Origin of the sequence: Noviherbaspirillum sp. UKPF54, from assembly GCF_007874125.1 — a bacterium.
Taxonomy (GTDB): Bacteria; Pseudomonadota; Gammaproteobacteria; order Burkholderiales; family Burkholderiaceae_D; genus Noviherbaspirillum.
Map to the genome: position 1 here is coordinate 3,023,879 of NZ_CP040128.1, position 24,741 is coordinate 3,048,619.

Sequence of the window (24,741 nt, forward strand, 5' to 3'; positions counted from 1 at the left end):
GCCAGCGGCGGCGCATCCTGCCCTATGCTCCCGATAGCCGCACAGCCATGAGAACGATGGCGAGCAGGCACGCCGGCGTAGAAAAAAGTCGGCGCGCCCGCCGTCGCCGATCAGCAGGCGCGGGGATACGGACAGGACCAGCGTCAACGCGATAGCCAGCACCAGCGGCAACCACGCCAGGCCCGACGCATGCCTGTCCATGCGCCCCTCGCGGCGCATGGTTTGCCGCATCCTTGTCATGCGCCAGACGCCGCGCCTCCTCGTTTTCGCCCCACGTCGCATTGAGGATGGCCAGCAGCACCGCAAATCCGATCCCCGGAATCCAGGCGAAACACCACATGATGTCCATCCTCAATCAGCAGAGTGCTCGTTTTGCCGGATGAATCCGGCGGTCACCTTGCCGGAGCAGCGCCTGCGGCCATGCTGCCACGACTGCCAACATGGCAGGACTCGCTGTCAGTACCGGAAGCAAAGCGGCACATCGCTTTCTGCCGCAGCCGAAGAAAAACAAGGATTTGCGCAGAGATCACGGGGGAAAGCCTATATGGCACGCATGTTGCCTATAAATGCTTGAGGCCAAGATTCCACTAATAGGATAGACATGAACGGCACCACAAAACCCGATCGCGGGCGGCGCACGCTGCTCGTCGCCACCGGCGCGGCCGCCGGCATTCCGGCGCTGTCCGGCGCCGGCGCGCTGCTCGGCACACTGCAGCCGTCCGAGCGCGCGAAAGCCGCTGGCGCCCCGGTCGAGGTCGACATCTCCGACCTCGCGCCCGGCCAGATGAAAACCGTGGAATGGCGCGGCAAGCCGGTATGGATACTGCGGCGCACGCCGAACATGCTGGACGCCCTGAAGAGCAGCACCGGCCAGCTGGCCGATCCGGATTCCGAACGCAACAAGGATGAAGTGACGCCGGCGTACGCGCGCAACGCGCACCGCTCGATCAAGCCGGACATCCTGGTCGCGATCGGCATCTGCACTCATCTCGGCTGCTCGCCCAGCGAAAAGTTTTCCCCGGGCGCCCAGCCCTCGCTGCCCGACGACTGGGCGGGCGGCTTTCTCTGCCCCTGCCACGGCTCGACCTTCGACCTGGCCGGGCGCGTCTTCAAAAACAAGCCGGCTCCGGACAACCTGCCCATACCTCGGCATATGTATGCCAGCGAAACCCGGATCGTCATCGGCAAGGATGAGTCCGGCGAAGCCTGACGGGAGCAAAACATGAAGGCCAACGAACTCAAATCGATCCCGATCCACCCGGTGCAGCCGAAGGTGGCCGAGCGCAGCCTGTATGAAGTGCGCCGGAAGATCTATCCGCGCGCGGTGCACGGCTGGTTCGCGCACTGGCGCTGGGCGCTGGTATGGCTCACGCAGCTGCTGTTCTACGGCCTGCCCTGGCTGAACTGGAACGGCCGCCAGGCGGTGCTGTTCGACCTGCAGGCGCGCAAGTTCCACATCTTCGGCCTGATCCTGTGGCCGCAGGATTTCATCTACCTGTCGGCGCTGCTGGTGCTATCCGCGCTATCGCTGTTCCTGTTTACCGCAGTCGCCGGCCGGCTGTTCTGCGGCTATGCCTGCCCGCAAACGGTCTATACCGAAATTTTCATGTGGATCGAGCGCAGGATCGAAGGCGACCGTTCGGCCCGCATCCGGCTCGACGGCGAACACTTCTCGCTGCGCAAGCTGGGACTGAAATCGGCGAAACATGCTGCCTGGCTGGCGGTGGCGGGATGGACCGGCTTCACCTTCATCGGCTACTTCACGCCGATACGCACGCTGGCGACTGAAGTGGCCGCCTTCTCGCTGGGGCCGTGGCAGACCTTCTGGATTTTCTTCTACAGCTTCGCCACCTACGGCCAGGCCGGTTTCATGCGCGAGCAGGTGTGCAAGTACATGTGCCCGTATGCGCGCTTCCAGAGCGCCATGTTCGACAAGGACACGCTGATCATCACCTATGACGCGGAACGCGGCGAACCGCGCGGCGCACGTGGCAAGAAAGCCGATCCGAAGACGCTCGGGCTAGGCGACTGCATCGACTGTAACGTGTGCGTGCAGGTTTGCCCGACCGGCATCGACATCCGCAAGGGCCTGCAGTATGAATGCATCGCCTGCGCCGCCTGCGTCGACAGCTGCAACGAGGTGATGGGCAAGATGGGCTATGAAAAAGGCCTGATCCGCTACACCACGCAGAATGCGATGGCCAACAAGTGGAACAAGCACACCATCTGGCGCCATGTGCTGCGCCCGCGCACGCTGATCTATACCTCCCTCCTGCTGACCATCCTGTTCGCGGCGGGCCTGTCGCTGGCGCTGCGCACGCCGCTCAAGGTGGACGTCATCCGCGACCGGGGCATGCCGCGCACGATGGATAACGGCGCGATCGAAAACGTGTACCGCCTGCAGGTGATGAACACCGACGAACAGCCGCACCGATTCGTCATCGACGTCAGCGGCCCGTCCGGCATCGCCGTTTCCTCCGAACCGGTGTTCGACATGCCGGCCGCGGCCACCCGCGCCGTGCCGGTGCGGGTTACGCTGCAGCCAAGCGCGGCCGGAGCCGGCTCCAATCCGATCCGCTTCACGGTGCGCGACAAGGAGCGGCCCGACGTGTCGGTCACGGAGAAGGCGGTGTTCCTGGTGCCGAGGTAATGCGGAAGACGTCCGGATGGCCTTTCATCCGGACGCGACTTGTCATACCAGCTTGTGCCGGTCGCCGATCTGCGCCTCGTAAGTGAGGTTCTGCAGCGCCATCTCCTGCATCGAGTCCAGTGCGACGAATTGCACGCCGCATACATGAATGTCCGGCTTGTTTGGCGCGCTCGCCTTGCGCAGGCCGGTGTTGCATATCCTGGCTTGTGCGCTGATCGGCACTTCGTGATTGCCCGGCTGGATCGGCAGCACGAAGGACAGGACGACGTTGTCGTCTCTCTTGCCGATCTCGCCGGATGATTCCAGCAGCGCGCCGCTGATGCTGAGGTTGTCGATGCGAACCGGCATTTGACCGGCGGCGCCGGCCTCGCGCGGCGCAATCGTGCCGGCGATATCGACCTTGACCCGCATCGCCATGCGCAGGCTGGCAGCGCGCACCGATTTCGGAAACGTCAGGTGCGCATAGAAATACGGATGCATGAATACCCGCTCGACAAAGGTATTGAACGAGCAGACCTTGACTCCGGTAAACACCCGGATCGTCAGTTTCTCCCCCTCGTGAAACGACATGAGCACGCCATGCTCGACAGGGATCTTCATGAGCATGTATTCGTCTTTCACATAGCCGATCAGCGTGGTGAAGTACTGCGTCGGTTTCTGGTCGCGCACCACCATGATCTGCAGGCGGGTTCCGACCTGCAGGTTCATCTCTTCAAACGGAATGGGTGCAAAATTATTCGTCGCAAAGTCCGTCATGTCGTCAGTTCCCTTCCAGCGTTCCGTGCCATCTGTCGTTGCATAGCCGCCCCGGCACAGACAACCCGATTTCCGCCCGCCGTCCTCGCCGCTTGCAGCGCTTCCTGCGCGTGACCAAGCAGATCCGGTATCGATTCACCCTGCCCCAACGCGGCAACGCCGATGCTCACGGTACACGTCGGCGTCTCGTCCTGGCCCGGAGCAAACTCCGCTGTCGCTTCCGGTCTTTCTACCCGGGCGGCCAGCCGTTGCGCGATTTTCAGCGCCGTGGGGGTCCCGGTTTGCGGCAGCAGCACGGCGAATTTCTGCGCGTCGAAGCGCGCGAAACAGTCTGCCGACCTGAGCACGCTCTCGGCGCGCAATGCGATATCCGCCATCATCTGATCGCCCGCGGCATTGCCGAAAGTTTGCCTGATGAGCGGCAGACGGTCCACCTCCAGCATCAGCACGGCGAACTCCTTCCCCGGCCGCGCCCATTCGCGCTCGACCCGCTCCAGGAACGCGTGTCGGGTCATGGCGCCGGTGAGAAAATCCCGGCTGGCCGCATCCGCCGCATGCGCGAGTGCATGTTCATGCACCATCATCATGGCGCCGCAGGTCAGGGCCGGCAGCACCAGCGCGCCGGCCGAGAGAAAGAAGATGCTCGATGGCGAAGGTTGCAGCAATGAGGTTACCTCGCCCGACTGAAATACATGCACCATCGCCCGCACACCGTTGCCGGCGCCAAACAGTGCCGCGACCGCCCCCGTCAACAGGCACGAGTAGCACAAGCGCCGCGCCTGCCGGTTGCCGAAAACGGTAACGGCGATCGCGGCAAGAACCACGCTCTGAAACGCCGATACGGTGATGGTGCGCAGCGCAAACGAATCGTAGCGGTAATGGAACAACGCAATGGCGGCAGTGAAGATGGCGAGCCAGGTCGCGCCGGCCAGCGGCGACAGGCGGCCGCCGGCAAAGCGCCGGAAGCCGGCCAGCATGGCCATCACCGCCGCCGCATAGGCCGTGTTGGCCGCTTCGAACGCAATCAGCGGCGGCAGTTGCCGGCCCAGCGCGTACAGGATGAAGGCAACGAAGCCGATGGCGTTCGCCGCCGCCCATTCCGTCGCGCCCGGCTCGTCCATGCGGATGTGGGAAGACAGCACGACCAGCATCAGGATGCACAGGCAGGCCGAGACCAGGAATATGCCGGAGATGAGAGTCATCGGACACCGCCTTGCGCGATGTCCGGGCGCCGGGTCGCCAGCATTTCCTCGATGCGCGCGGCCGGCGCCGGATGGCCGAACAGGAAGCCCTGGAAGTGGCGGCAGCGATGGGCGGCCAAAAACGCCAGCTGCTCCTGGGTCTCTACTCCCTCGGCAATCACCTGCAGGTCGAGCGTCCGGCTCATGCCGATGATGGCCTGCACGATAGCGCCGCCGCCGGAGGCGCCGGTGAGGTCGCGCATGAAGGACTGATCGATCTTCACCTGGTCGACCGGCAAGCGCCGCAGATAGGACAGCGACGAGTAGCCGGTGCCGAAATCGTCCAGCGCGAAGCGTATTCCCAGCTCGCGCAGCGCGCGCATCTTGCCGATCGCCTCGTCGACATCGCCGAGAATCGTGGTCTCGGTCAGCTCCAGCTTGAGTAGCGCGGGGTCGGCGCCGCTCGCCACCAGCGCGGCGCGCACCATCGGCACGAAGCCGGGCTGACGAAACTGCTTCGCGCTGACGTTGACCGCCATCGTCAGATGGCTTGTTTCCGGCCGGCCGCTCCACGCCGCCAGCTGAGCGCAGGCGGTCTCCATCACCCACTGGCCGATCTGGTGGATCAGGCCGGTTTCCTCGGCAATCGCGATGAACCGCGCCGGTGGCTGCGCCGCCGCAGGCCAGCGCAGCAGCGCCTCCACACCCACGATGTCGTATGCCTCGTCGACCTGCGGCTGGTAATGCAGCTCGAAGCCGTCGGCGGCGAGCGCCTCGCGCAAGCCTGCTTCCAGCGCCGCTTTTTCATTCAGCGCTGCCTGCATTTCCGCGCTGTAGAAACGGCTGGTGTTGCGCCCCGCTTCCTTTGCCTTGTAGAGCGCGATGTCGGCCTGCTTGAGCAGCACGTCGAACGGCTCATCGTGGCCGCGGAACTGGCTGATGCCGATGCTCGGCGTGTTGCGATACCCGCCTTCGACTCCCTTCAGCGGATAGGGCTGGCCGAGCGCGGCGAGTATCTTCTCCACCACTGTTTCGATCTGCATCGCGGCGGTGGCTTCCTCGCCGCTCAGGTCCTGCAGCATGACGACGAACTCGTCGCCTCCCAGCCGCGCCACCGTGTCGCACTCGCGCACCGATGCCGTCAGGCGCTGCGCCACCTGGATCAGCAGCTGGTCGCCGACGTCATGGCCAAGGGTGTCGTTGAGCGTTTTGAAGTGATCGAGGTCGATCAGCATGAGCGCGCCGTGATGGCCGTTGCGCGCGCTGGCGGCGAGCGCCTGCGTGACGCGGTCGGTGAGCAGCCGGCGGTTGGGCAGGCTGGTGAGTGGATCGAAAAAGGCGAGATTGCGGATCTGGGCGTCCGCGTTCTTGCGCGTGGTGATGTCGAAAAAAGCGCCGACATAGTGCGTCACCCGCCCCTGTCGGTCCTTCACGGCGGTGATGACGAGCCACTCCGGATAAATGTCGCCGCTCTTCTTCCGGTTCCAGACCTCGCCTTCCCAGTGCCCCTTGAGCTCGATGTCGGCCCACATCTGGCGGTAGAAATCCGCGTCCTGCCGGCCGGACTTGAGCATGGCGGGCGTTTGCCCGATCGCGTCGGTGGCGCTATAGCCGGTGAGATCCTCGAAGGCGCGGTTGACGCGCAAGATACGGCCGCGCGCATCGGTCACCACCATGCCTTCCTGCGACTCGAACGCCACCGCGGCGACCCGCAGCTGTTCTTCCGCCTGCTTGCTGTCGGTGATGTCGGTGATGGCGCCGTGCCATTGCACGCTGCCGTCTTCCAGCCTTTCCGGCCGCGCGTCGCCGAGCAGCCAGCGCTCGCCGCGCCGGGGCAATAAGACGCGATACTCCTGATGCCAGGGCTCCAGCGTTCTGGCCGAGCGCTGCAGCGCGGCGACGACGGCTTCCGCATCCTCCGGATGGTGGCGCGCGCCGATGGCCGAGGCGTCTTCGCGCACCTGCTCCGGATTGAGTTCGTAGATGTCCCACAGCGCCTGGCTGATGAAGGGAGCGGCGACGCGTCCATCCGGATAAACGCGGTACTGGAAGATCACGCCGGGAACGTGCGAGGACAGCTTCGCCAGCAGTTCGTGGCTCTGGCGCAGCGCTCTTTCATGGTACTTGCGGTCCGAGATGTCCTGCTTGATGCCGACGAACTGCGTGATGGCGCCCGCAGGCGCCTTGACCGGCGTAATCACCAGCTCCTCGTGGTACAGGCTGCCATCCTTGCGCCGGTTGACCAGCTCGCCGCGCCACGTTTTGCCGGCCTGGATGTCCCGCCACATGTCTTTGTAAAACTGCGCATCCTGTTCGCCGGATTTGAGCAGTTCGGCGATGCGGCGGCCGAACGCCTCGTCCCTGGTGTAGCCGGTCAGCTCTTCGAAGGCGCGGTTCACCCACTCGATTTCCGCGCGCGTATTGGTGACCACCACCGCGTTGCCGACCTTCTCCAGCGCCACCACACGCAGGCGGCTGCGCTCCTCGCTGGTCCTGAGCGCGGCTGTGGCGCGCACGCGCTGCCGTATTCCCAGGATCACGAGAAAGGTGCAAATTCCGAGCAGGGCCGAACCTGCAATTCCGCTGGCGACCAGCACGTTGCGTTGCCGGTAGTAGGGAACGAGCTCATGGTCGACCGTCTGGCCGACGAGCACCACCAGCCCGAGATCCTTGAGCCGACGCCAACTGTAGATTCGCTCGATGAAGTCGGTCTGCGCCCTGTCCTGGAAACTGCCGCTTTCCATCGCCTGCGGGCCGAGGTAGGGCCGGCCGACCAGCGTCTTGCCGAGGCCGACTTCCGGATGCGGCGAGCGGGCCAGGATCTCGCCGCTCGATTTCAGCAGAACGACCACGCCTTGCTGCGGCGACGCGAAGGTATCGTAGACACGGGCGAAATTCTCAGGCGAAACCGACATCACGACCACGCCCAGGAACCGATTGTCCGGCCCGAGGATGGGCCGGGTGAACTGGACCGACCAGCGGTTGGATACGCGCCCGAACACCGGCTTGCTGATGAACAGCTGGTCGGTGCGCCGTTCGCGGTGCACCTGGAAATGCTCGCGGTCGGCGAGCGAGACCGGTTTGCTGCCGGGATCGAGGCTGCTGTAGACGAGCATGCCGGCAGCGTCGATCACAGCGACTTGAAAGCTCATTTCCCGCACAAAGTAGTTCTGCTGGCGATGCACCGCCTCGTGGAAATCCGCGGGATTGCGCATCCAGGTCTCGCGCAGCGAAATCAGGGACAGGTCGATGCCGCGCACTGACGCCTTGACCTGTTCGGCGAAGGCGCGCGACAGGCTGCTGCCGTCGCTCCTGGCGGCTTGCATGATGCGTGCATAGGTAATTTCGGTCTGAAAGTAGACAACGGCCCAGATGGCCGACAACAGCAGACCAAACAGGATCAGCAGCTGGTGGACAGGGTTGAATAAAAACCCGGTGGCGCCGGAAGTCGCTGGAACAGGTGTGGATTTCGGCTGGGTTGTCATCTGAGGCTCGCTTACCGCGCGTTCTTTTTATACCCGCGCCGGTAATGCCTCGCCGTCATGCAATCAACCGGAGAGATGTCACGATACTGTCCTTGCGGCGCAAAATGATCCTATCGACAACATGGAGAAATTAAATTGATGCAAATCAAAATTGGACATGGGAATTAAAGGTAGCGAACCCACCACCTCTATTCATGCCGGCCAGCCCCTTCATTGCGCCTGTGTCAGCTGCACGTACAAGCGTGGCAGCACTTCCGGCAGCATCGCCGCGTCCTTGACCACGACATAGCCGCTGGCGCCGAACAGGTGCGGCAGGTAGTCGCCAGCCTTTTCGTCGATGGTCACGCAAAACGGCGTCAATCCGAGGCGGCGCGCCTCCTGGATCGCCACGCGCGTGTCTTCCACGCCATAGCGGCCTTCGTACTTGTCGAGGTCGTTGGGCTTGCCGTCGGTGAGAATCAGCAGCAGGCGCCGCGCCGACTTCTGCTTGGACAGGATCGCCGCCGAGTGGCGGATCGCCGCGCCCATGCGGGTGTAGAAGCCAGGCTTGATCGCGGCCAGCCGTCCGCGGATGGTGCCGTTGTAGCGCTCGTCGAAGCCCTTCAACAGGTGGTATCGCACGTTCTGGCGCCGCACCGAGGAAAAGCCGTACAGCGCGAAGCGGTCGCCGGTGGCGGCCAGCGCTTCGCCGAACAGCAGCAGGCTGTCGCGGATGACGTCGATCACGCGTGCCGAATTGTTGATCCAGGCGTCGGTCGACAGCGACAGATCCGCCAGCAGGAGGCAGGACATGTCGCGCGACTGGTTGCGGCTGTCGATGTACAGGCCGGGCTCGCCGACCGGCACGCCGCTGGCTTTTTCCGCCGCAAAGCGCACGCAGGCATCCATGTCCAGGTCGCTGCCGCTGGCCTGAGCCCGCAGGCGCGAACGCTGCGGCGCAAGCGCCTGGAACTGGCTGCGTAGGCGTTTGGCCGTGCCGCGCAGCGCCTGCGGCAGGTCGCAGGCTTGCGCATCGCGCGCCAGCAGCATTTGCAGGTTGCAATGCGCCGGCTGCATCTGCTGCTTGCGGAAATCCCATTCCGGCAGCGGGATGCCGTCGGCCAGCACCATGTCGTCGTCCGCTTCCGCCGGCAGGTCGAGATCGAAGCGCACGCGGCTGGAGGTGGTCTTGCCGTCGTTGGTTACGCTGAGAAAATCGAGATCGTTGGCGGCACGGGCGGCATCCTCGTTGTCGTCCTCGTCGAGCGCGCGGTCGACCTTGACGTACTCGGCCCAGGAAAACAGGCTTTCGGCGCGAAACAGCAGCATGAACGGGCTTTTGTTGTCCGGCATGTCGACCGATTCGGCGCGGCGCTTGCGCGCTTCGGCATCCTTGCTGACCTTGCTGCCCTCCGCCGGCTGTTGCGGCTCGCCCTGGCCCGCCTTGCGGCGCTCGCCGGAAGCGGCGGGCGGGTCGGGATGAAGCCATAACGGCACCGGCGCCGGCGCTTCCCTGCCCGGAATGAATTCGTCGACCGAGCCGGGCTCGTGCAGCGCGGCGCGAATCGCGTTTTCCGCCGCGGCATCGGCGCTCGCAAGGCGGGCGGGATCGGGACGCAGCGCGAGCGCGGCGTCAACCAGTCGGCGGTAACGCTGCTCCAGGCCAGGCAAGGCCGCCAGGGTCGCCAGCGTGGCACGCTGATTGCGCACGATCCAGCTTTCCTGCGGCGCCACGTCGTGCGCCGCCAGCGCGATCAGCCACAGGTAGAGCTCGCGGTTGAGCGCGCGCTCCGGAAAGACATCGATCGACAGCGGCAGGTGCAGCGTCGTCTCGTCGGCCCACGCCAGTTCCACCTTGTCGCCGATGCCGGCGATGCGCTCCAGCCAGCTGCGGCGCGCGCCCTGCGTGGTGGCGGTGCCGGCGCGGATGCTCAGCCCGGCGTCGCCGCCGAGGGCACGGAAGAAGATCGGCGCGATGCGCTCCATTTCCTTCAGCTCGACGCGCTCTTTCGGGAAACCGCGATAGGCGGTGCGCGTGATCAGCTTGTCCCACAAGCCTCCGACGAATTCTTCCATGTCAGTGTTCCTTCTCTTTTTCGCCGCCGTCGGCGGGAACGCTCTTGAGCATGATGCGGCGCGCCGCGCCGACATTGAATGCCGCTTCCGATTCGGCGCGCATGTCATGCACCCAGTTCAGCAGCGAGCCGGAGGGATTTTCCTCCTGCGTGTGCTCGCAGGCGTCGACGCACTGACCGCACTGCACGCAGGCGAACATCATGCGCTTGACGTTCCTCGGATTGAGGCGCATCGGGCAGACGTGGTCGCAGGCCGAAAAGCAGGTGGAGCAATCCTTGGCGCGCTCGCGCTTGAAGCCGACCACCATCGCCTTGTCGTTGGCCATCCACGCCAGGCTCTGGAACAGGCCGATGGCGCAGGCGTAGCGGCAGAACAGGTGGCGCGCGAACATGAATTCGACGAAGAATGCGATGCTCGCGGCGGTCAGGAAAATCGTCTGGTTGCGCGTCGGCGTGCCGTGCCACAGGTTGCCGTAGATCTCCGCCGGCGGCAGCAGGTAGGTCAGGAGCACCACCGCCCACAGCATCGCGCACAAAATCACCAGCGGCAGCACGGCGAACCACCAGATCGCGTCCGGCTTGGTTTCGCTGCCGTCGGGGTTACGCGTCGGCACTGGCTTCTTGTCCCACAGGCTTTGCTTGCCGATGGCGCGGCGCAAGGTCTGGTTGATGGTTTCGACGATCGAGAAGTGCGGACAGAGCCAGCCGCAGTACAGCCGCCCCCATTTCCAGCTGACGTAGATCAGCGTGCCGCCGATGCCCAGCAACGGCAGGAAGCCGCGCAGCACCAGGTTCAATGCCGCCTGCGCGGGGCTGGCGCGTCCGGCGACGAAGTCGTCCAGCCCGAGCGTCCAGTCGAGGCCGAAAAAAATGAAATGCTTGACGTTCAGGTCGAGCCGGAAGATGTCGAAGACCGGCGCGAAAATGAACAGCAGAAAAAAGCCGGCCTGCGTGATCTGGCGCCAGCGCTGCACCGGCACGCCCAGCCAGCCGGCCTTGCCGTTGCCGACATGCGGGGCAACGGCCGGGCCGGTAGATGGCAGCGGGCGTGTGGCGGCGGGTTTCATCGTCCGAACGTGGCCTTGATGACTTCGAGCAGCGCGGTGGCGGTATCGGCGTCGTCGGTCAGCGGCTCGACCAGCGCCGCTTCGCAGGCTTCCACCGGATCGCACCCGGCCTGCATCAGGCTGGCCGCGTAGACCAGCAGGCGGGTCGACGCCGCCTCTTCGAGGTCGTGATCCTTCAGCTGGCGGAAGTGGCCGACCAGCGTCACCAGCTGCTTGGCGCGCATGGCGTCGATGCCGGTTTCGGCGATCACGATCTTCTGCTCCAGGTCGGCCGGCGGGAAGCCGAAATTGATCGCGACGAAGCGCTGGCGGGTCGACGGCTTCAGGCTTTTCAGCAGGTTCTGGTAGCCGGGGTTATACGACACCACCAGCATGAAGTCGTCGGGCGCCTGCAATTCCTCGCCGGTGCGCTCGATGGGAAGAATGCGGCGGTCGTCGGTCAGCGGGTGCAGCACCACGGTGGTGTCCTTGCGCGCCTCGACCACTTCGTCCAGGTAGCAAATGCCGCCCTGGCGCACGGCGCGCGTGAGCGGGCCGTCCGACCAGACCGTCTGGCCGTCGCCTATCAGATGGCGTCCGACCAGGTCGGCAGCGGTCAGGTCGTCGTGACAGGCGACCGTGATCAACGGGCGCGCCAGGCGCGCCGCCATGTGCGCGACGAAGCGCGTCTTGCCGCAGCCGGTCGGTCCCTTGATCAGGAGCGGCAGGCGATTGCGGAATGCATATTCGAACAACGCGCATTCATTGCCGACCGGCTGGTAAAACGGGATATCCAGCACGGCTTGCAAGCCGGGAGCGGTGATGTCGTTCATTTGATTTCTCCGATAGTCAATTTTGTGCGGCTTACAAAGTGCCGGTCGCAAGGCGCGCTGACACAGGCAGTATGCGACGTACGGCAAGGAGGCGCAACGCGGCGAGCGGCATTTTGCGAGTCCGCATTAGCGGAAGGCATAGGTGATGGAGCCGAGCACGACCACCAGCCAGCCCAGCACCAGCCAGCGCCATGGTCCGGCGATGCCCTGCAGGGCCATGAAGCGGTCGATTACGATGCGCCCCTTGACCAGCGTCGCCGCCAGCACGGGGAAGATGACGGCGCGCCCGGACATGCCGAGTTCCGACAGGCCGACGGTCACCGCGGTCAATACCAGTAACATCACCCACTGCAAGGTTGCTGCTTTGTGTGCGTTCATGATGATCTCAGTGCAAAACGTAAATCAACGGGAACAGGATGATCCAGACCAGATCGACCATGTGCCAATAGGCGGCGCCGGTTTCGACGCCTGCATGCTCGCTCGCGCTGTAGCCGCCGCTGCGCGCCTTCAGGGCGACGGCGGCGAGAATCACCATGCCGAGAACGACATGCATGAAATGGAAGAAGGCGAGCCCGAGGTAGAACATGTAAAAGGTATTGGTCGACATCGTGATGCCCGCCTCGACCTTGGCGGCGAATTCGATCAGTTTCAGTACGATGAAGATGCTGCCGCAGCCCAGCGCGGCGGCCAGCCAGCGCGCGCAGAGTCGGCCATCATTGTTGCGGATCGCGGCGGATGCGCGTACCACGAAATAGCTGCTGGTGATTAACACCACGGTATTGATTGCGCCGCTCACCCGGTCCAGCTCCAGCTGGGATGCGTTGAACAGCTCGACGTTGCGCGCTCGCGCAAAGGCGTACGCCAGGAAAAAAATGCCAAATACAAGCAATTCGGCGAGGATGAAACACCACATTGCCAAGTCGCCCGGCAATGCGCGGTCTCGCGCATGTGGTGCAGAAGGTAAGGCAGTCGTAGTCATTTTTTGGAACCCGCCCGGTTGGTTCCGGGCGGGTTGAGAGGATCAGAGAGGATTAGGCAGCAGCCGCGTCCTTGCCCTTGATGAAGAAGCTAGCAATGTACAGCAGCAGGCCGGCGAGGAACACGAGACCGGTGAATTCACGCATCCAGTAGAACATGGATACCTGGTCCTGCGCAGCCATGAACGACATCGGCGTGGAGGCCACGCGCTGCAGCCAGACTTGCAGGATGCCTGCGGCGGTCAGGAACAGCGTGATCAGCACCATCGAGATGGTCATCATCCAGAACGCGGCCATTTCAGCCAGCTGAGCGGCGCGGCTGTTGGCGGCACGGCCACGCAGCAGCGGCATCACATAGCTGATCATGGTCAGCACTACCATCGCATAGGCGCCGTAGAACGCCATATGGCCGTGGGCAGCGGTGATCTGCGTGCCGTGGGTGTAGTAGTTCACCGGAGCGAGCGTATGCAGGAAGCCCCACACGCCTGCGCCGAGGAAGGCCATCACGCCGGTACCGAGCGCCCACAGCACGGCAGCCTTGTTCGGATGCTCGCGGCGGCGGCGGTTCACCATGTTGAATGCGAATACGGTCATCATGAAGAACGGAATCGGTTCCAGGGCGGAGAACACGCTACCCCACCATTGCCAGTATTCCGGCGCGCCGATCCAGAAATAGTGGTGGCCGGTGCCGAGCAGGCCGGAGATCAGCGACATCGCGATGATCACGTACAGCCACTTTTCGATCACTTCGCGGTCCACGCCGGTCACCTTCACCAGCACGAAAGCCAGCAGCGAGCCCAGGATCAGTTCCCACACGCCTTCCACCCAGAGGTGAACGACCCACCACCAGTAGTACTTGTCCTTGACCAGATTGGTCGGGTTGTAGAACGAGAACAGGAAGAAGATCGCCAAGCCCCACAGGCCGACCATCAACACCAGGCTGATGCTGGTCTTGCGGCCGCGCAGCACGGTCATGGAGAGGTTGTACAGGAAGCCCAGCGCGACGATGACGATACCCACCTTGGTCGGCAGCGGCTGTTCGAGGAACTCGCGTCCCATCGTTTCCAGCAGGTCGTTACCGGTGAGCTTGGCCAGCGTTGCGTACGGCACCGCCAAGTAGCCGACGATGGTCAGCGCGCCGGCGACGAGGAAGATCCAGAACAGCGCCAGTGCCAGCTTCGGGCTGTGCAGCTCGCGCTCGGTTTCTTCCGGGATCAGGTAATACGCGGAACCCATGAAGCCGAACAGCAGCCACACGATCAGCAGATTGGTGTGCACCATCCGCGCCACGTTGAACGGTATGGCCGGGAACAGGAAGTCACCGACGACATACTGCAGGCCCATGATGAGGCCGAACACGATCTGCCCAAGGAAGAGGCCGATCGCCGCGATGAAATAAGGCTTCGCGACTGCCTGTGATTTATATTGCATACGATTCTCCTGCTGTGTGCATTTTTTGACTTGATCCTTTGATTAACCCTCGATATTCGGCGGCCACTTGGCGGTATTGATCTCGGAGGTGTACTTCAGGAAGTTCACCATGTCGTCGAGTTCCGCGTCGGTCAGGTGGAATTGCGGCATCTGACGGCGGCCAGGAGCGCCGGTCGGCTGCGACTTGATCCAGGCCTTGATGAATTCCGGGCCGCGACGCTTGTAGACATTGCCGAGTTCCGGCGCGAAGTAGGCGCCCTCGCCCAGCAGCGTGTGGCAGCCGATGCAGTTGCGCGTTTCCCAGATGTGCTTGCCGCGCGCAACGGATTCGGTCAGGTTGGCGCGGTTATCCCGCTTGGGCAGCGTATTCATCGTGTCGAACGTCATGGCGACGAACAACAGGAAGAAGAACACCGCACCGCCGTAGAAGATATTTCTGGCGGTCGATTTGGTGAAGGCTGAGCTCATTTGGATAAGTTCCTTTCGTCATGGTCCGCGATTGATTCTTGCGGTGGTGTACCTCTGCAGCTGGCGATGCTCGGTCGTGCGCTGCACCCTAAATAAAACATCTATTTAAAATGAATTATATATTTCAAATGCATCTTTCTCCAAGCGCCGATTGGGCATTTACTTTCTCCTGTTGTTAAATAAACTTGTTGACTTGCTGTAGGTGTGCGTGGTGCGCGGATCCGATTCGGGCGCTCGCCGGTATTCGGCGGACCGTACGCAAGCCTTGCGGCGCATGTTCATTCAGGAGGCCCAATTCCCGCCGTGCGCAACGATGCGAAAGCAGGGATCCTGTTCCAAGATCGACCTTTCTGCCCAGCTTGTTTTTTGCCTGGTCCATCTTCCCCCTCCCTGTAACGAATGCCATCAAGGTTGACGATTGCATGGCAGGCAATATTCATAAGGTGTATCTACGATGCACATTATGGCTGCCCACCCCCGTGAAAAAACATGATCTAGATCAATTTAATCCGGGTGCGTCAGATTCCCGTCCAGAATCGCGGTTTCATCAGGTTCGAATTGTTGGTCTGATACACCTCCCCCCTCAGGCCGGCAATCACGCCGGCCCGCCCGCTTCGTCGGTGCCCCCAGCCGTCAGTGGCTGGTTCCGGCCGAGCGCGTGATCTTGTTGTACACGTTGTATTTACCGGATGGTTTTTTCATCGGGATGCGCTTGACTACCTTGAGCGTGCGCGCATCGTAGATCACCAGTTCGCCATCCATTTCCCAGATGCTGACCAATGCATATTTGCCATCGCGGGTGAATTCGGTATGGGCCGCCACCTTGCCGGGGCTGGGACGCAGCTGCGCGACGACCTCGAGCTTTTGCTTGTCGATGATCTGAATGACGTCGCGGTCCTTGCTGCCATTGAATACATCGACCCAGGCGTAAGGCGTGTTCTCATGGCTGCGCATGAAAAAGCCGGGGCCGAGGGTCTTGATGTGCTTGACGGTTTTCCAGGTCTTCATGTCGATGACGGTGACCTCGCCTTCCTTCAGGTTCGGCGTGGCCATCACCGGATGGCCCTGGTATTCCCAGGTGATGCCCGAGCCCAGGTGGGGCATGCCGGGCAGGTCGATGTCGGCGATCTTGCGCCGCACGTTCAGGTTTACCACCTGACTGCGCCCCTCGCGCGAGGAGCCGATCATGTTGTCGTAGCCGGCATCGAAGAAGAAGTCGTCGAGATAATCTTCAAGCATGATGCGGCGCACCGGGAACGGGCCGGGCACGGCCAGGCCTTCGGCCATCTTGTAGTCGTGCACCAGGCCGTTGAAGACGGGCGCGGCATGCTCGTCATAGGTCAGCTCCCATACCTCGGGAATATCCTTCAACGCGGCGACGAAGCTCTTGCGTGGCCCGGCGTCGTACACGGCCGACACGCGCGACGACTTGCCGTTCTCGTCCTTCACGTCGATCACCTTGACCGGCGACAGGTCGCGCGTATCGAGCACCACCAGCGTATGCGGCAGGTAGTTGGCCACCATCGCAAAGCGGCCGTCGCTCGATACCGCCAGGTTGCGCGCATTGATCCCGGCGCGCACTTCCGCCACCAGCTTGAGGTTCCAGATGTCGTATTTGGCGATCCAGCCGTCGCGCGAGGCGAAATACACGTAACGGCCGTCGGGCGAGAACTTCGGCCCGCCGTGCAATGCGTAGCGCGTCGGGAAGCGCGTGATCGGCTCCAGCTTGTCGCCGTCGAAAATGGTGGCGTGATGGTCGCCCAGCTCGACCACGACGAACAGGTTGAGCGGGTCGGCATCGAATACCGGCTTGTCGGGCAGGCTGCCCGGCTTGACATGCTCGATGCGCGACGCGCGGATCTGTTCCAGCCCCCACACGGGAGTGACCGGCGGCGGCGTGTAGATCAGCTCGGCGAGCTGCTTGATCTCGTCGGCGCTGAGCTTGGCGGAAAACGCCGGCATCTGGGTCGCCATGCGGCCGTCGCTGATGGTCTTGAGCGCGTCGGGCCGCCGCAGCCGTTCCAGGTTGCCCGGCAAAAGCGCGGGCCCCGCGCCGCCCAAGCGGTCGGCGCCATGACAGGAGGCGCAATGCGTCTGGTACAGTGCGTTCGCATCCGATGCGGCCCAGGCTCCGCCATCGTGCAGCGAGAGCAATGCCGCGGCGGCGGTCAGAATAAGGCGTCCGTTCATGCTGCCTCCGCCGGCCGGATCTTGAAATACGGTTTGAGCTGCACCCTTTCGCGCTCGCCCGACACGCCGATCTCGTCGTCGCTCAGGTAGCAGGCCGGATCTTCCTGCCAGGGATCGCCAGTCAGCTGCATCGCGCGCACGCGGGTATTGCCGCCGCAGACATCGAAGTAGGTGCATTCGCTGCAGCGTCCCTTGATGCTGCGCGGGCTGGCTTTCAAGCCGGCCATCACCGGGTCGGAGGTATCCATCCAGATCTCGGAGAACTTGCGCTCGCGCACGTTGCCGAGGTTATGGTTCCACCACATCGTGTCCGGATGCACATTGCCGAGGTTGTCGATGTTGGCTACGTTGACCCCGGAGGAATTGCCGCCCCATTGCGCAAGCTTGGCCCGCAGGTGCGCTTCCCGTTCCGGCATGTGCTTGCGCACCCAGTGCAGCAGGTAGACGCCGTCGGCGTCGTTGTTGCCGGTAACGAACTCCTTCTCTGCGCCGCGTTGCAGGTCGGCCCAGCAGGTATCGAACAGCAGGTCCATTGCGTTGCGCGTGGTTTCCAGAAAGGCGTCGCGCGCGCGGTTGGTGTTGCCGCGGCCGGCGTAGTTCAGGTGCGACAGGTAGAACTTGTGGATGCCTTCGTCGTCGATCAGCTTGAGCAGCGCCGGCAAGTCGTGCGCGTTGCCTTGCGTGAGCGTGAAGCGCACGCCGACCTTGATGCCCAGGTCGCGGCACAGCCGCACGCCTTCCAGCGACGCGTCGAACGCGCCTTCCTTGCGGCGGAACATGTCGTGCGTGCCCTTGATGCCGTCCAGGCTGATGCCGACGTAATCGAAGCCGACTTCGGCGATCCTTTCGATGTTATTGCGGTCGATCAGCGTGCCGTTGGTCGACAGGCCGACATAGAATCCCATGGACTTGGCGCGCCTGGCGACGTCGAAGATGTCCGGGCGCAGCAGCGGTTCGCCGCCGGACAGGATCAGCACCGGTACGCGGAAAGCGCGCAGGTCGTCCATCACCGTGAACACTTCCTCGGTGGAGAGTTCGCCGGCGAAGTCGGTATCGGCCGACAGCGAATAGCAATGCTTGCAGGTGAGATTGCAGCGCCGGATCAGGTTCCAGATCACGACCGGTCCGGGCGGATTGCGCTTTGGGCCAATCGGCGTCGGATTGGCGATTTCATTCATGTATTGCGTGATGCGGAACATGGCTTTTCCTTTATCCGCCTGAGATGCGCAGGCCGGTTTTCTTGAGAATTCGGGTGCTGTACAGGATCTGGTAGTCGCGCACGTGTTCGCCCAGCAGTTCGGCGATCTGCGCGACCTTTTCTTCCACCTCGTCGCGCGTCTTTCCATGCACCATGGCGAACATGTTATAGCGCCAGTGCGGCAGGCGACGCGGGCGGCGGTAGCAGTGACTGACGAATTCCAGCTGGCCGACACGCTCCCCGAGCTCATCGATCACTTCGTCCGGCACATCCCATACCGACATGCCGTTGGCGCGGTAGCCGATCGCGTAATGATTCGGCACCACGCCGATGCGGCGGATCACGCCCAGCTCCAGCAGGCGGCGCATGCGCGCGATCACTTCTTCCGGATCGAGCTCGAGCTGCTCTGCGATGGCGTGATAAGGGCGCGCCACCAGCGGCAGGCCCTGCTGGGTGGCGACGATCAAAGCGCGGTCGACGGCGTCGATATTGTGCGGAACGCTCATGGCGCCACCTTCAGTTTCAGTTCGACGAAATACTCGCGCGACTTCGGGAAATTGAACACTTCGCAGCCGGTCTCCCGCTCGATACGGGCGATCACCTGCTCGATCTGTTCCGGAGTTTCGGTAGCCACTACGAACCACATGTTGAGCGCATGCTCGCGCGCATAGTTGTGCGCCACTTCAGGCAAGGCGTTGACCTTTTCCGCGACCTGTTCGTAGGTGTCCGCCGGAGCGCTCAGGGCCGCCAGCGTGAATGCGCCGCCCATGCGCTCGATCTGGTACAGCGGGCCGATGCGCGTGAGCACCTTGCGCTCCAACAGGCTGGACAGGCGCGCCAGCAGTTCGTCCTCGCCGATGCCGATGCGCTGCGCGGCTTCCAGGTAAGGACGCTCGCAGACAGGCAGGTCGCCTTGCAGGGAATTGATGATCGCGCGGTCAATCGCGTCCATGGGAAACCTCGGTCAATGCGGCGTAATGCGCGCCGCGCTGCTTGAAGCGGCGGCAGCTGAACAGCACGCTGTTGGGATAGGCGTCGAGCTCGCAGGCGGCGGTCAGCGCCTGGACCTGCGCCTCGACATCGGCACGGTCTTTGCCGTGAATCATGCAAAACAGGTTGTAACGCCAATCGGGCAACTGGCGGGTGCGGCGGTAGCACAGCGTGACGCGGCCGCTGGCGGCGATGCGGCGCCCCGCCGCGCTGACCTCGTCGTCCGGCACGTCCCAAACCACCATTGCGTTGGAGGTGTAGCCCAGTTCATGGTGCCGCACGATGACGCCGAAGCGCTTGATCACGCCCTGCTCCAGCCATTGTGAAATGGCAGCGATCGCCTCGCCCTCCGGCAACCCGAGGCAGGCGAACGGCCGCTCGACCAGCGGCAAGCCGCCCTGCAATGCGCTCACCAGGATCTTTTCCGAGCCCCTTAGCGCGACGGCCGGCTGCTTGAATGCGCGAGCCGATTCCTGGACACGATCAGCATGGCCGCCAGGCCCGCCCGTAAGGTCGAATCCGAGATCGATATGAAAATCTTCCAGCATCGGCAGGACCAGCAGCGTCCCGCACTGGCACTCTTCCTGGATTTCCCGCATGACGGCGCGCAGGCGCCAGACCGAGTGCGCGGTGGCGACGAACCACAGGTTGAAACGGTGCTCGCGCTGGTAGTTGTGGTTGACTTCCGCGAAGGCGCTGACGTAGCGCGCGACCTCGTCGAGCCGATCGGCAGGAACCGCCAGTGCGGCCAGGGCGCTGGCGCCGATCGCGTTCGGCCGGAATACGGCCCCGACGCGTCCGACCGTGCCGGCCGCCTGCAGGCGCTGCAGCGTTTCGATCACGGTCGATTCATCCATACCCACTTCGGCAGCCAGCTTCGCGAACGGACGCGGCACCAGCGGAAAGTCGCGCTGGAAGGAGTTGACCAGTTTGAATTCGTCGGGCGTCAGGTCGCTTTCCATCTTACCTCCGTCAGAATCCGGTGCGCCCGGCGCGCGTGGTGAAGAAGATGCCACTGGGCGCGGCCGCCGGCAGCACGACGCGCTGCGCAAAGCTGGCAGTGTCGTAGACGACAACTCGGTTATCGTCGCGCGCCGAGATCCATACCGATTCGCCGCGCGGCGTGAATTCCATGTGCAGCACCGCCCTGCCCGGCTCCAGCCGCTTGACGATGCTGCGCGTCTCGACGTCGATCACCTGCACGCTGCCGTTGTCGGGAAAGGCGAAATTGACCCACACCTGGCGCCCGTCGGGGCGCGCCATCACGAACACCGGCTGGCCGGCGACGGCGATGCGGCCCGCCTCTTTCCACGTTTCGGTGTCGACCACCAGCACTTCATGACGGCCGATGGCCGGCACATAGGCATATTTTCCGGCCACGGCCCAGCCGCGCAGGTGCGGCATCTTGTACACCGGGAGCTTTTCCTGCCCCTTGCCATAGCCGTCGAGGATGCGGCGCAGGCCTTTTTCCGGATGCCACATGTCGAGCATGGCCATGCCGTCCTCGCCGAACAAGCCGGCCAGGTAGTAGCGTCCGTCCGGCGTGATCATGCCGTCGTAAGGCTCGCGCCCGGCATTGCGGTATTTGTCGATGCGCGGCGCGCGCGGGTCGCTGAAATCGCCGACCCAGATTTCGCCGGCGTCGAACAGGCTCCAGACGAAGCGGTTGCCCGGCGCATCGGCCAGCCCGACCACCTTGGAGCGCTGTCCCTGGGCGCCGTATTCTGCCGGGACATCGGCCAGCAGTTCCAGCGTATCGGCCCTGAACACCTTGACGCCGCCCGGCGCATAGTTTTGCGCGGCGATCAGGCTGCCGTCCTGCGACACCGCGCCACCGATGCTGTTGCCGGCCTGGATGATGCGGCGTTCCACCACGCCCTTGAGCAGGTCGACCTTGGACAGCCCGCCGTCGCGGCCGAACACGTAGGCATAGCGCCCGTCGCGCGAATACACCAGCGAGGCATGGGACAGGTCGCCCAGCCCCGGCACGGTCGCAATCGACTTCAACTGCGTGGTGTCGACGATCTGCACCGTGCCCGAGGCGCGCTCGATCACCACGCCTAGGTCGCCCGTGCCGCGCAACGCTGGCGCCGTGCAGCCGGCCAGCGCGAGCACCGCGGCCAGCAGTGCTGTCTTTACGAATTGCAACGGCTTAATCACTTGGGAATCCTTTCTGCAGATTGGTCACGATCCAGTCGGCTTCGGCTTCGGTCAGGAAGCGCCGCCACGGCGGCATGGCCGTTCCCGGCCGGCCTTGCAGGATGGTGGCCTTGAGGCTGTCTGCGGGCTTATCGTGCAATGCTTCCGGCAGCAGGGCCGGGCCGAGCCCGCCCTTCAGGGTCAGGCCATGGCAGGAGCCGCAATCCTGGCGTACCAGGGTAATCAGTTCGCTGCGTCGTGCAGCGTCGGGTTGCGTGGCCGGCTCCGCCGCCGATGCGCAATCGGCAGCGGCAGCGCCGGCCAGCATGAATAGGGCCGCAATGATGCGGGAAGAAATTCGGTTGAAGCGCCGCGCCTGGGGCGATGTTGCCCGTCTCGTGCTTGCACAGGTTGCCGGGTTCATGTTGCGGCTCTTCCGTAGAAGTTGGGAAAAACGATGCGAGCGGTGCTGCTTCTTTCGATGCCGGGGCAGGCCCGGCCTTGCGGCCTGTTCCTGCCCCGTTGCCGATCAATAAATGTCGTGCTGCGTGTTGTTGACGTTGAACTTGCCGGTCGGCGTGATCAGCTTCGGATCCTTGATCACAGTCTTCAGCTTGCGGGTCTTGTCATCCACGACCACGACCGCCGAGGTCTTGTCCTTGGCATTCCATACCGAGAACCAGACTTCGTCGCCGGCCTTGTTGTACTCCGGCTGCACGACGCGCTTGGCGCCTTCGCCCAGGTTGGCCCACTCGGCGATCGGCAGCACTTCGAAGCCCTTGTCGAGGTTGTTGATGTCATACACCGCGACCGACTGGCTGACCTTCGCATCCGGGTTCAGAGGCGTGTCGACCCACAGGTTCTTCGACTTCGGATGGGTCTTGATGAACAGCGAACCGCCGCCCTGGCCCTTCACCGTCGCGACCACTTTCCATGCCTGCGCCTTGTGCTTGACCGGGTCGGTGCCGATCATCGAGATCGAGTCGTCGCCCAGGTGGCTGGTGGCCCAGACCGGACCGAACTTCGGATGCACGAAGTTGGCGCCGCGTCCCGGATGCGGGGTCTTGCCCACATCCACGAGTGCTGCCAGCTTGTCTTCCTTGGTGTCGACCACGGCGATCTTGTTCGATGCATTGGCAGCCACGAGGAAGTAGCGGCCGGTCGAATCGAAGCCGCCGTCATGCAGGAACTTGGCGGCATCCAGCGTCGTCGTCTTCAGGTTGTTCAGATCCTTGTAGTTGACGATGTAGATCTTGCCGGTTTCCTTGGCATTGATCACGAATTCCGGGTTGTAGTGCGATGCGACGATCGAGGCAACGCGCGGTTCCGGATGGTATTCGTTATCCACGGTCATGCCGCGGGTCGAGACGATTTTCAACGGCTTGAGCGTGTCGCCTTCCATCAACACGAATTGCGGCGGCCAGTAAGTGCCGGCGACGGCGTACTTGTCTTCAAAGCCCTTGAACTTGGAGGTTTCCACCGAGCGTGCCTCGAGGCCGACCTTGATCTCTTCGACGTTGTCCGGCTTTTCCATCCACAGGTCGATCAGGTTGATGCGCGCGTCGCGGCCGATCACGTACAGGTAACGGCCGGAAGCCGACATGCGGGAGATGTGCACCGCATAACCGGTCTTGACGATGTTGATGATCTTCTTGGTGTCGCCGTCGATCAGCGCCACTTCACCGGAATCGCGCAGCGTGGTCGAGAAGATGTTGGCAATATTGTAATTGTTCATCTTCTTGGTCGGACGCTTGGCGACCGGGATGATTTCCTTCCACGTCGCCAGCATTTCCTTGATGCCGTATTCCGGCGGGGTCGGCGGCTCCTGCTGCACGTAGCGCGCCATCATGTCGACTTCCTTCTCGGTCAGGTCACCGGAAGTCTGCCAGTTCGGCATGCCCGCAGGGGAGCCGTAGGCGATAAAGACTTTCAGGTAGTCGGTGCCCTTGGCCAGCGTGATGTCCGGGGTCAGCGGCTTGCCGGTCGCGCCCTTGCGCAGCACGCCGTGGCAGCCCGCGCAGCGCTCGAAATAGATCTGCTTGGCGCGCTCGAACTCCGCCTTTGTCATCGGCGGCGCTTTCGGGTTGATATTCTGGTGCATCTCTTCGGCGGCCATCGGCGATGCTCCCGCCTGGTACTTCAGTTCTGGACCCTGGTGCGGCTTATCGTCTGCATAAGCGACCCCAATTGCGAGCGGCAATGCGGCGAGCATTGCTGCCATGGGCTTGAGGAACGGTGTGTTCAACTTCATTTTTCTCTCCCGTAATGAGGATGGCGACTGCTATGTGTGATTCGAAATGACTCGAACCGAACCTGGTAACACTCACAAAGGGCGGCGCGCTGTTGACCGCAGTTTCTCGATGTTCGCTAGAGTGCCCCTTTGCACATGTCAATTCCTTAACTCGTATCAATTTTTTTCCGACTTGCAAGCTATAAATTGGAATCCATTCCAAACAACAGGACTCCGGCGACCACCATCCCGGACACCAGGTGCATCTATGAGCAAACGGCCTCCCTTCCTGCAGTCGCTGGATCTGGACAACACCAGCACGCGCACCGGCACTGTTTATTTGGTTGGCGCCGGCCCGGGCGACCCCGAACTGCTGACGCTGCGCGCAGCGCGCCTGCTGGACAGGGCCGACGTGGTGGTCTACGACAATTTGGTGGGCAAAGGGATACTCGACATGGCCCGCCCCGACGCCGAGCGCGTTTATGTCGGCAAGCAGAAAAACAACCACACACTGCCGCAGGATGAAATCAATGCCTTGCTGGTGCGGCTGGCGAAACAGGGCAAGCAAGTGGTCCGTCTCAAGGGCGGCGACCCGTTCATCTTCGGGCGCGGCGGCGAAGAGCTGGAAGTGCTGGCGGAGGAAGGGATCCGTTATGAAGTGGTGCCCGGCATTACGGCCGCCAGCGGCGTGTCGTGCTATACCGGCATCCCGCTCACGCACCGCGATTACGCGCAGTCCTGCCTGTTCACTACCGGGCATCTGAAGGATGGCAGCCTGAACCTGGACTGGGAAAATCTCGCACACCCGCGCCAGACCGTCGTGATTTACATGGGACTTGGCGCCCTGCCCGAGATCAGCGGCAAACTGATCGAATACGGACGGGCCGCGACGACGCCCGTCGCCGTCGTCGAACAGGGAACCACGCGCCGGCAGCGCGTGGCGACAGGCACGCTGACGACGATCGCCGAGCGAGTCGCCGAGCAGAAGTTCAAGTCGCCCTGCCTGATCATCGTTGGAGAAGTGACCGAATTACACGAAAAGCTGCAATGGTTTTCCGGAGCTGCGCCCGAACTCACCGCCATCGCGGCTTGCTAAGAACAGGCTTGCAGGGC

At 63.2% G+C, this 24,741-nt stretch carries 22 protein-coding genes; 3 read left to right on the forward strand and 19 right to left on the reverse strand.

The window, feature by feature from the left end; all coding sequences use genetic code 11:
• Positions 1-22 precede the first annotated feature (22 nt).
• Positions 23-349, reverse strand: coding sequence for a cytochrome bd oxidase small subunit, CydX/CbdX family (locus FAY22_RS22670; protein ID WP_371417295.1), 327 nt, complete (start codon positions 347-349; stop codon positions 23-25).
• A gap of 252 nt (positions 350-601) precedes the next feature.
• Here FAY22_RS22670 and petA point away from each other — a divergent pair, with 252 nt between their 5' ends.
• The gene (petA, locus tag FAY22_RS13930; protein ID WP_146330767.1) at positions 602-1,210 is read left to right on the forward strand and encodes a ubiquinol-cytochrome c reductase iron-sulfur subunit; all 609 of its coding nucleotides are present in this window, start codon (positions 602-604) and stop codon (positions 1,208-1,210) included.
• Between the two features lie 12 nt (positions 1,211-1,222).
• On the forward strand, positions 1,223-2,650 hold the full coding sequence (ccoG, locus tag FAY22_RS13935) for a cytochrome c oxidase accessory protein CcoG (RefSeq protein ID WP_146330768.1): 1,428 nt from the start codon (positions 1,223-1,225) through the stop codon (positions 2,648-2,650).
• A gap of 42 nt (positions 2,651-2,692) precedes the next feature.
• Here ccoG and FAY22_RS13940 read toward each other — a convergent pair whose 3' ends face one another.
• The 18 genes from FAY22_RS13940 to FAY22_RS14020 all read right to left on the reverse strand — a co-directional run bounded on the left by FAY22_RS13940 (position 2,693) and on the right by FAY22_RS14020 (position 23,619).
• On the reverse strand, positions 2,693-3,406 hold the full coding sequence (locus FAY22_RS13940) for a flagellar brake protein (protein ID WP_146330769.1): 714 nt from the start codon (positions 3,404-3,406) through the stop codon (positions 2,693-2,695).
• Positions 3,403-4,608, reverse strand: coding sequence for a diguanylate cyclase (locus FAY22_RS13945; protein ID WP_146330770.1), 1,206 nt, complete (start codon positions 4,606-4,608; stop codon positions 3,403-3,405). Before FAY22_RS13945 ends, FAY22_RS13940 begins: the two co-directional genes overlap by 4 nt.
• On the reverse strand, positions 4,605-8,072 hold the full coding sequence (locus tag FAY22_RS13950; protein WP_146330771.1) for an EAL domain-containing protein: 3,468 nt from the start codon (positions 8,070-8,072) through the stop codon (positions 4,605-4,607). The genes FAY22_RS13945 and FAY22_RS13950 overlap by 4 nt, the downstream gene beginning before the upstream one ends.
• Before the next feature lie 210 nt (positions 8,073-8,282).
• On the reverse strand, positions 8,283-10,127 hold the full coding sequence (locus FAY22_RS13955; protein ID WP_146330772.1) for a nitric oxide reductase activation protein NorD: 1,845 nt from the start codon (positions 10,125-10,127) through the stop codon (positions 8,283-8,285).
• Between the two features lies 1 nt (position 10,128).
• Positions 10,129-11,193, reverse strand: a complete 1,065-nt coding sequence (locus tag FAY22_RS13960) for a 4Fe-4S binding protein (protein ID WP_146330773.1) — start codon at positions 11,191-11,193, stop codon at positions 10,129-10,131.
• A complete protein-coding gene (locus tag FAY22_RS13965; RefSeq protein ID WP_146330774.1) occupies positions 11,190-12,005 on the reverse strand; it encodes a CbbQ/NirQ/NorQ/GpvN family protein in 816 nt (271 codons plus the stop codon). The genes FAY22_RS13960 and FAY22_RS13965 overlap by 4 nt, the downstream gene beginning before the upstream one ends.
• A gap of 126 nt (positions 12,006-12,131) precedes the next feature.
• Positions 12,132-12,383 carry a cytochrome C oxidase subunit IV family protein gene (locus FAY22_RS13970; RefSeq protein WP_146330775.1) on the reverse strand — a complete coding sequence of 84 codons (252 nt, stop codon included), beginning with the start codon at positions 12,381-12,383 and terminating at the stop codon, positions 12,132-12,134.
• A 7-nt stretch (positions 12,384-12,390) separates the two neighbouring features.
• The gene (locus tag FAY22_RS13975) at positions 12,391-12,918 is read right to left on the reverse strand and encodes a cytochrome c oxidase subunit 3 family protein (RefSeq protein ID WP_210411825.1); all 528 of its coding nucleotides are present in this window, start codon (positions 12,916-12,918) and stop codon (positions 12,391-12,393) included.
• 118 nt (positions 12,919-13,036) lie between these two features.
• A complete protein-coding gene (locus tag FAY22_RS13980) occupies positions 13,037-14,413 on the reverse strand; it encodes a cbb3-type cytochrome c oxidase subunit I (protein WP_146330777.1) in 1,377 nt (458 codons plus the stop codon).
• A 42-nt stretch (positions 14,414-14,455) separates the two neighbouring features.
• Positions 14,456-14,881, reverse strand: coding sequence for a cytochrome c (locus FAY22_RS13985; RefSeq protein WP_146330778.1), 426 nt, complete (start codon positions 14,879-14,881; stop codon positions 14,456-14,458).
• A gap of 633 nt (positions 14,882-15,514) precedes the next feature.
• Positions 15,515-17,071, reverse strand: coding sequence for a nitrite reductase (locus FAY22_RS13990; RefSeq protein ID WP_146330779.1), 1,557 nt, complete (start codon positions 17,069-17,071; stop codon positions 15,515-15,517).
• The gene (nirJ, locus tag FAY22_RS13995) at positions 17,068-18,270 is read right to left on the reverse strand and encodes a heme d1 biosynthesis radical SAM protein NirJ (protein ID WP_146330780.1); all 1,203 of its coding nucleotides are present in this window, start codon (positions 18,268-18,270) and stop codon (positions 17,068-17,070) included. The genes FAY22_RS13990 and nirJ overlap by 4 nt, the downstream gene beginning before the upstream one ends.
• Before the next feature lie 10 nt (positions 18,271-18,280).
• Positions 18,281-18,775: an AsnC family transcriptional regulator gene (locus tag FAY22_RS22005; protein ID WP_168204840.1), complete on the reverse strand. Its 495-nt coding sequence runs from the start codon at positions 18,773-18,775 to the stop codon at positions 18,281-18,283.
• Positions 18,772-19,221, reverse strand: a complete 450-nt coding sequence (locus FAY22_RS22010) for an Lrp/AsnC family transcriptional regulator (protein ID WP_168204841.1) — start codon at positions 19,219-19,221, stop codon at positions 18,772-18,774. The genes FAY22_RS22005 and FAY22_RS22010 overlap by 4 nt, the downstream gene beginning before the upstream one ends.
• The gene (locus tag FAY22_RS14005; RefSeq protein WP_146330781.1) at positions 19,208-20,221 is read right to left on the reverse strand and encodes an Lrp/AsnC family transcriptional regulator; all 1,014 of its coding nucleotides are present in this window, start codon (positions 20,219-20,221) and stop codon (positions 19,208-19,210) included. The genes FAY22_RS22010 and FAY22_RS14005 overlap by 14 nt, the downstream gene beginning before the upstream one ends.
• Before the next feature lie 10 nt (positions 20,222-20,231).
• Entirely contained in the window at positions 20,232-21,416 is a 1,185-nt protein-coding gene (locus tag FAY22_RS14010; protein ID WP_371417400.1) for a cytochrome D1 domain-containing protein, read from the reverse strand.
• Positions 21,412-21,822: a cytochrome c gene (locus FAY22_RS14015; protein ID WP_371417296.1), complete on the reverse strand. Its 411-nt coding sequence runs from the start codon at positions 21,820-21,822 to the stop codon at positions 21,412-21,414. Before FAY22_RS14015 ends, FAY22_RS14010 begins: the two co-directional genes overlap by 5 nt.
• A 105-nt stretch (positions 21,823-21,927) precedes the next feature.
• A complete protein-coding gene (locus tag FAY22_RS14020; protein WP_146333450.1) occupies positions 21,928-23,619 on the reverse strand; it encodes a nitrite reductase in 1,692 nt (563 codons plus the stop codon).
• Between the two features lie 277 nt (positions 23,620-23,896).
• On the opposite strand from FAY22_RS14020, the gene cobA reads away from it, so the two are divergent.
• A complete protein-coding gene (gene cobA, locus FAY22_RS14025) occupies positions 23,897-24,724 on the forward strand; it encodes a uroporphyrinogen-III C-methyltransferase (RefSeq protein WP_210411826.1) in 828 nt (275 codons plus the stop codon).
• The last annotated feature ends 17 nt before the right edge of the window (positions 24,725-24,741 follow it).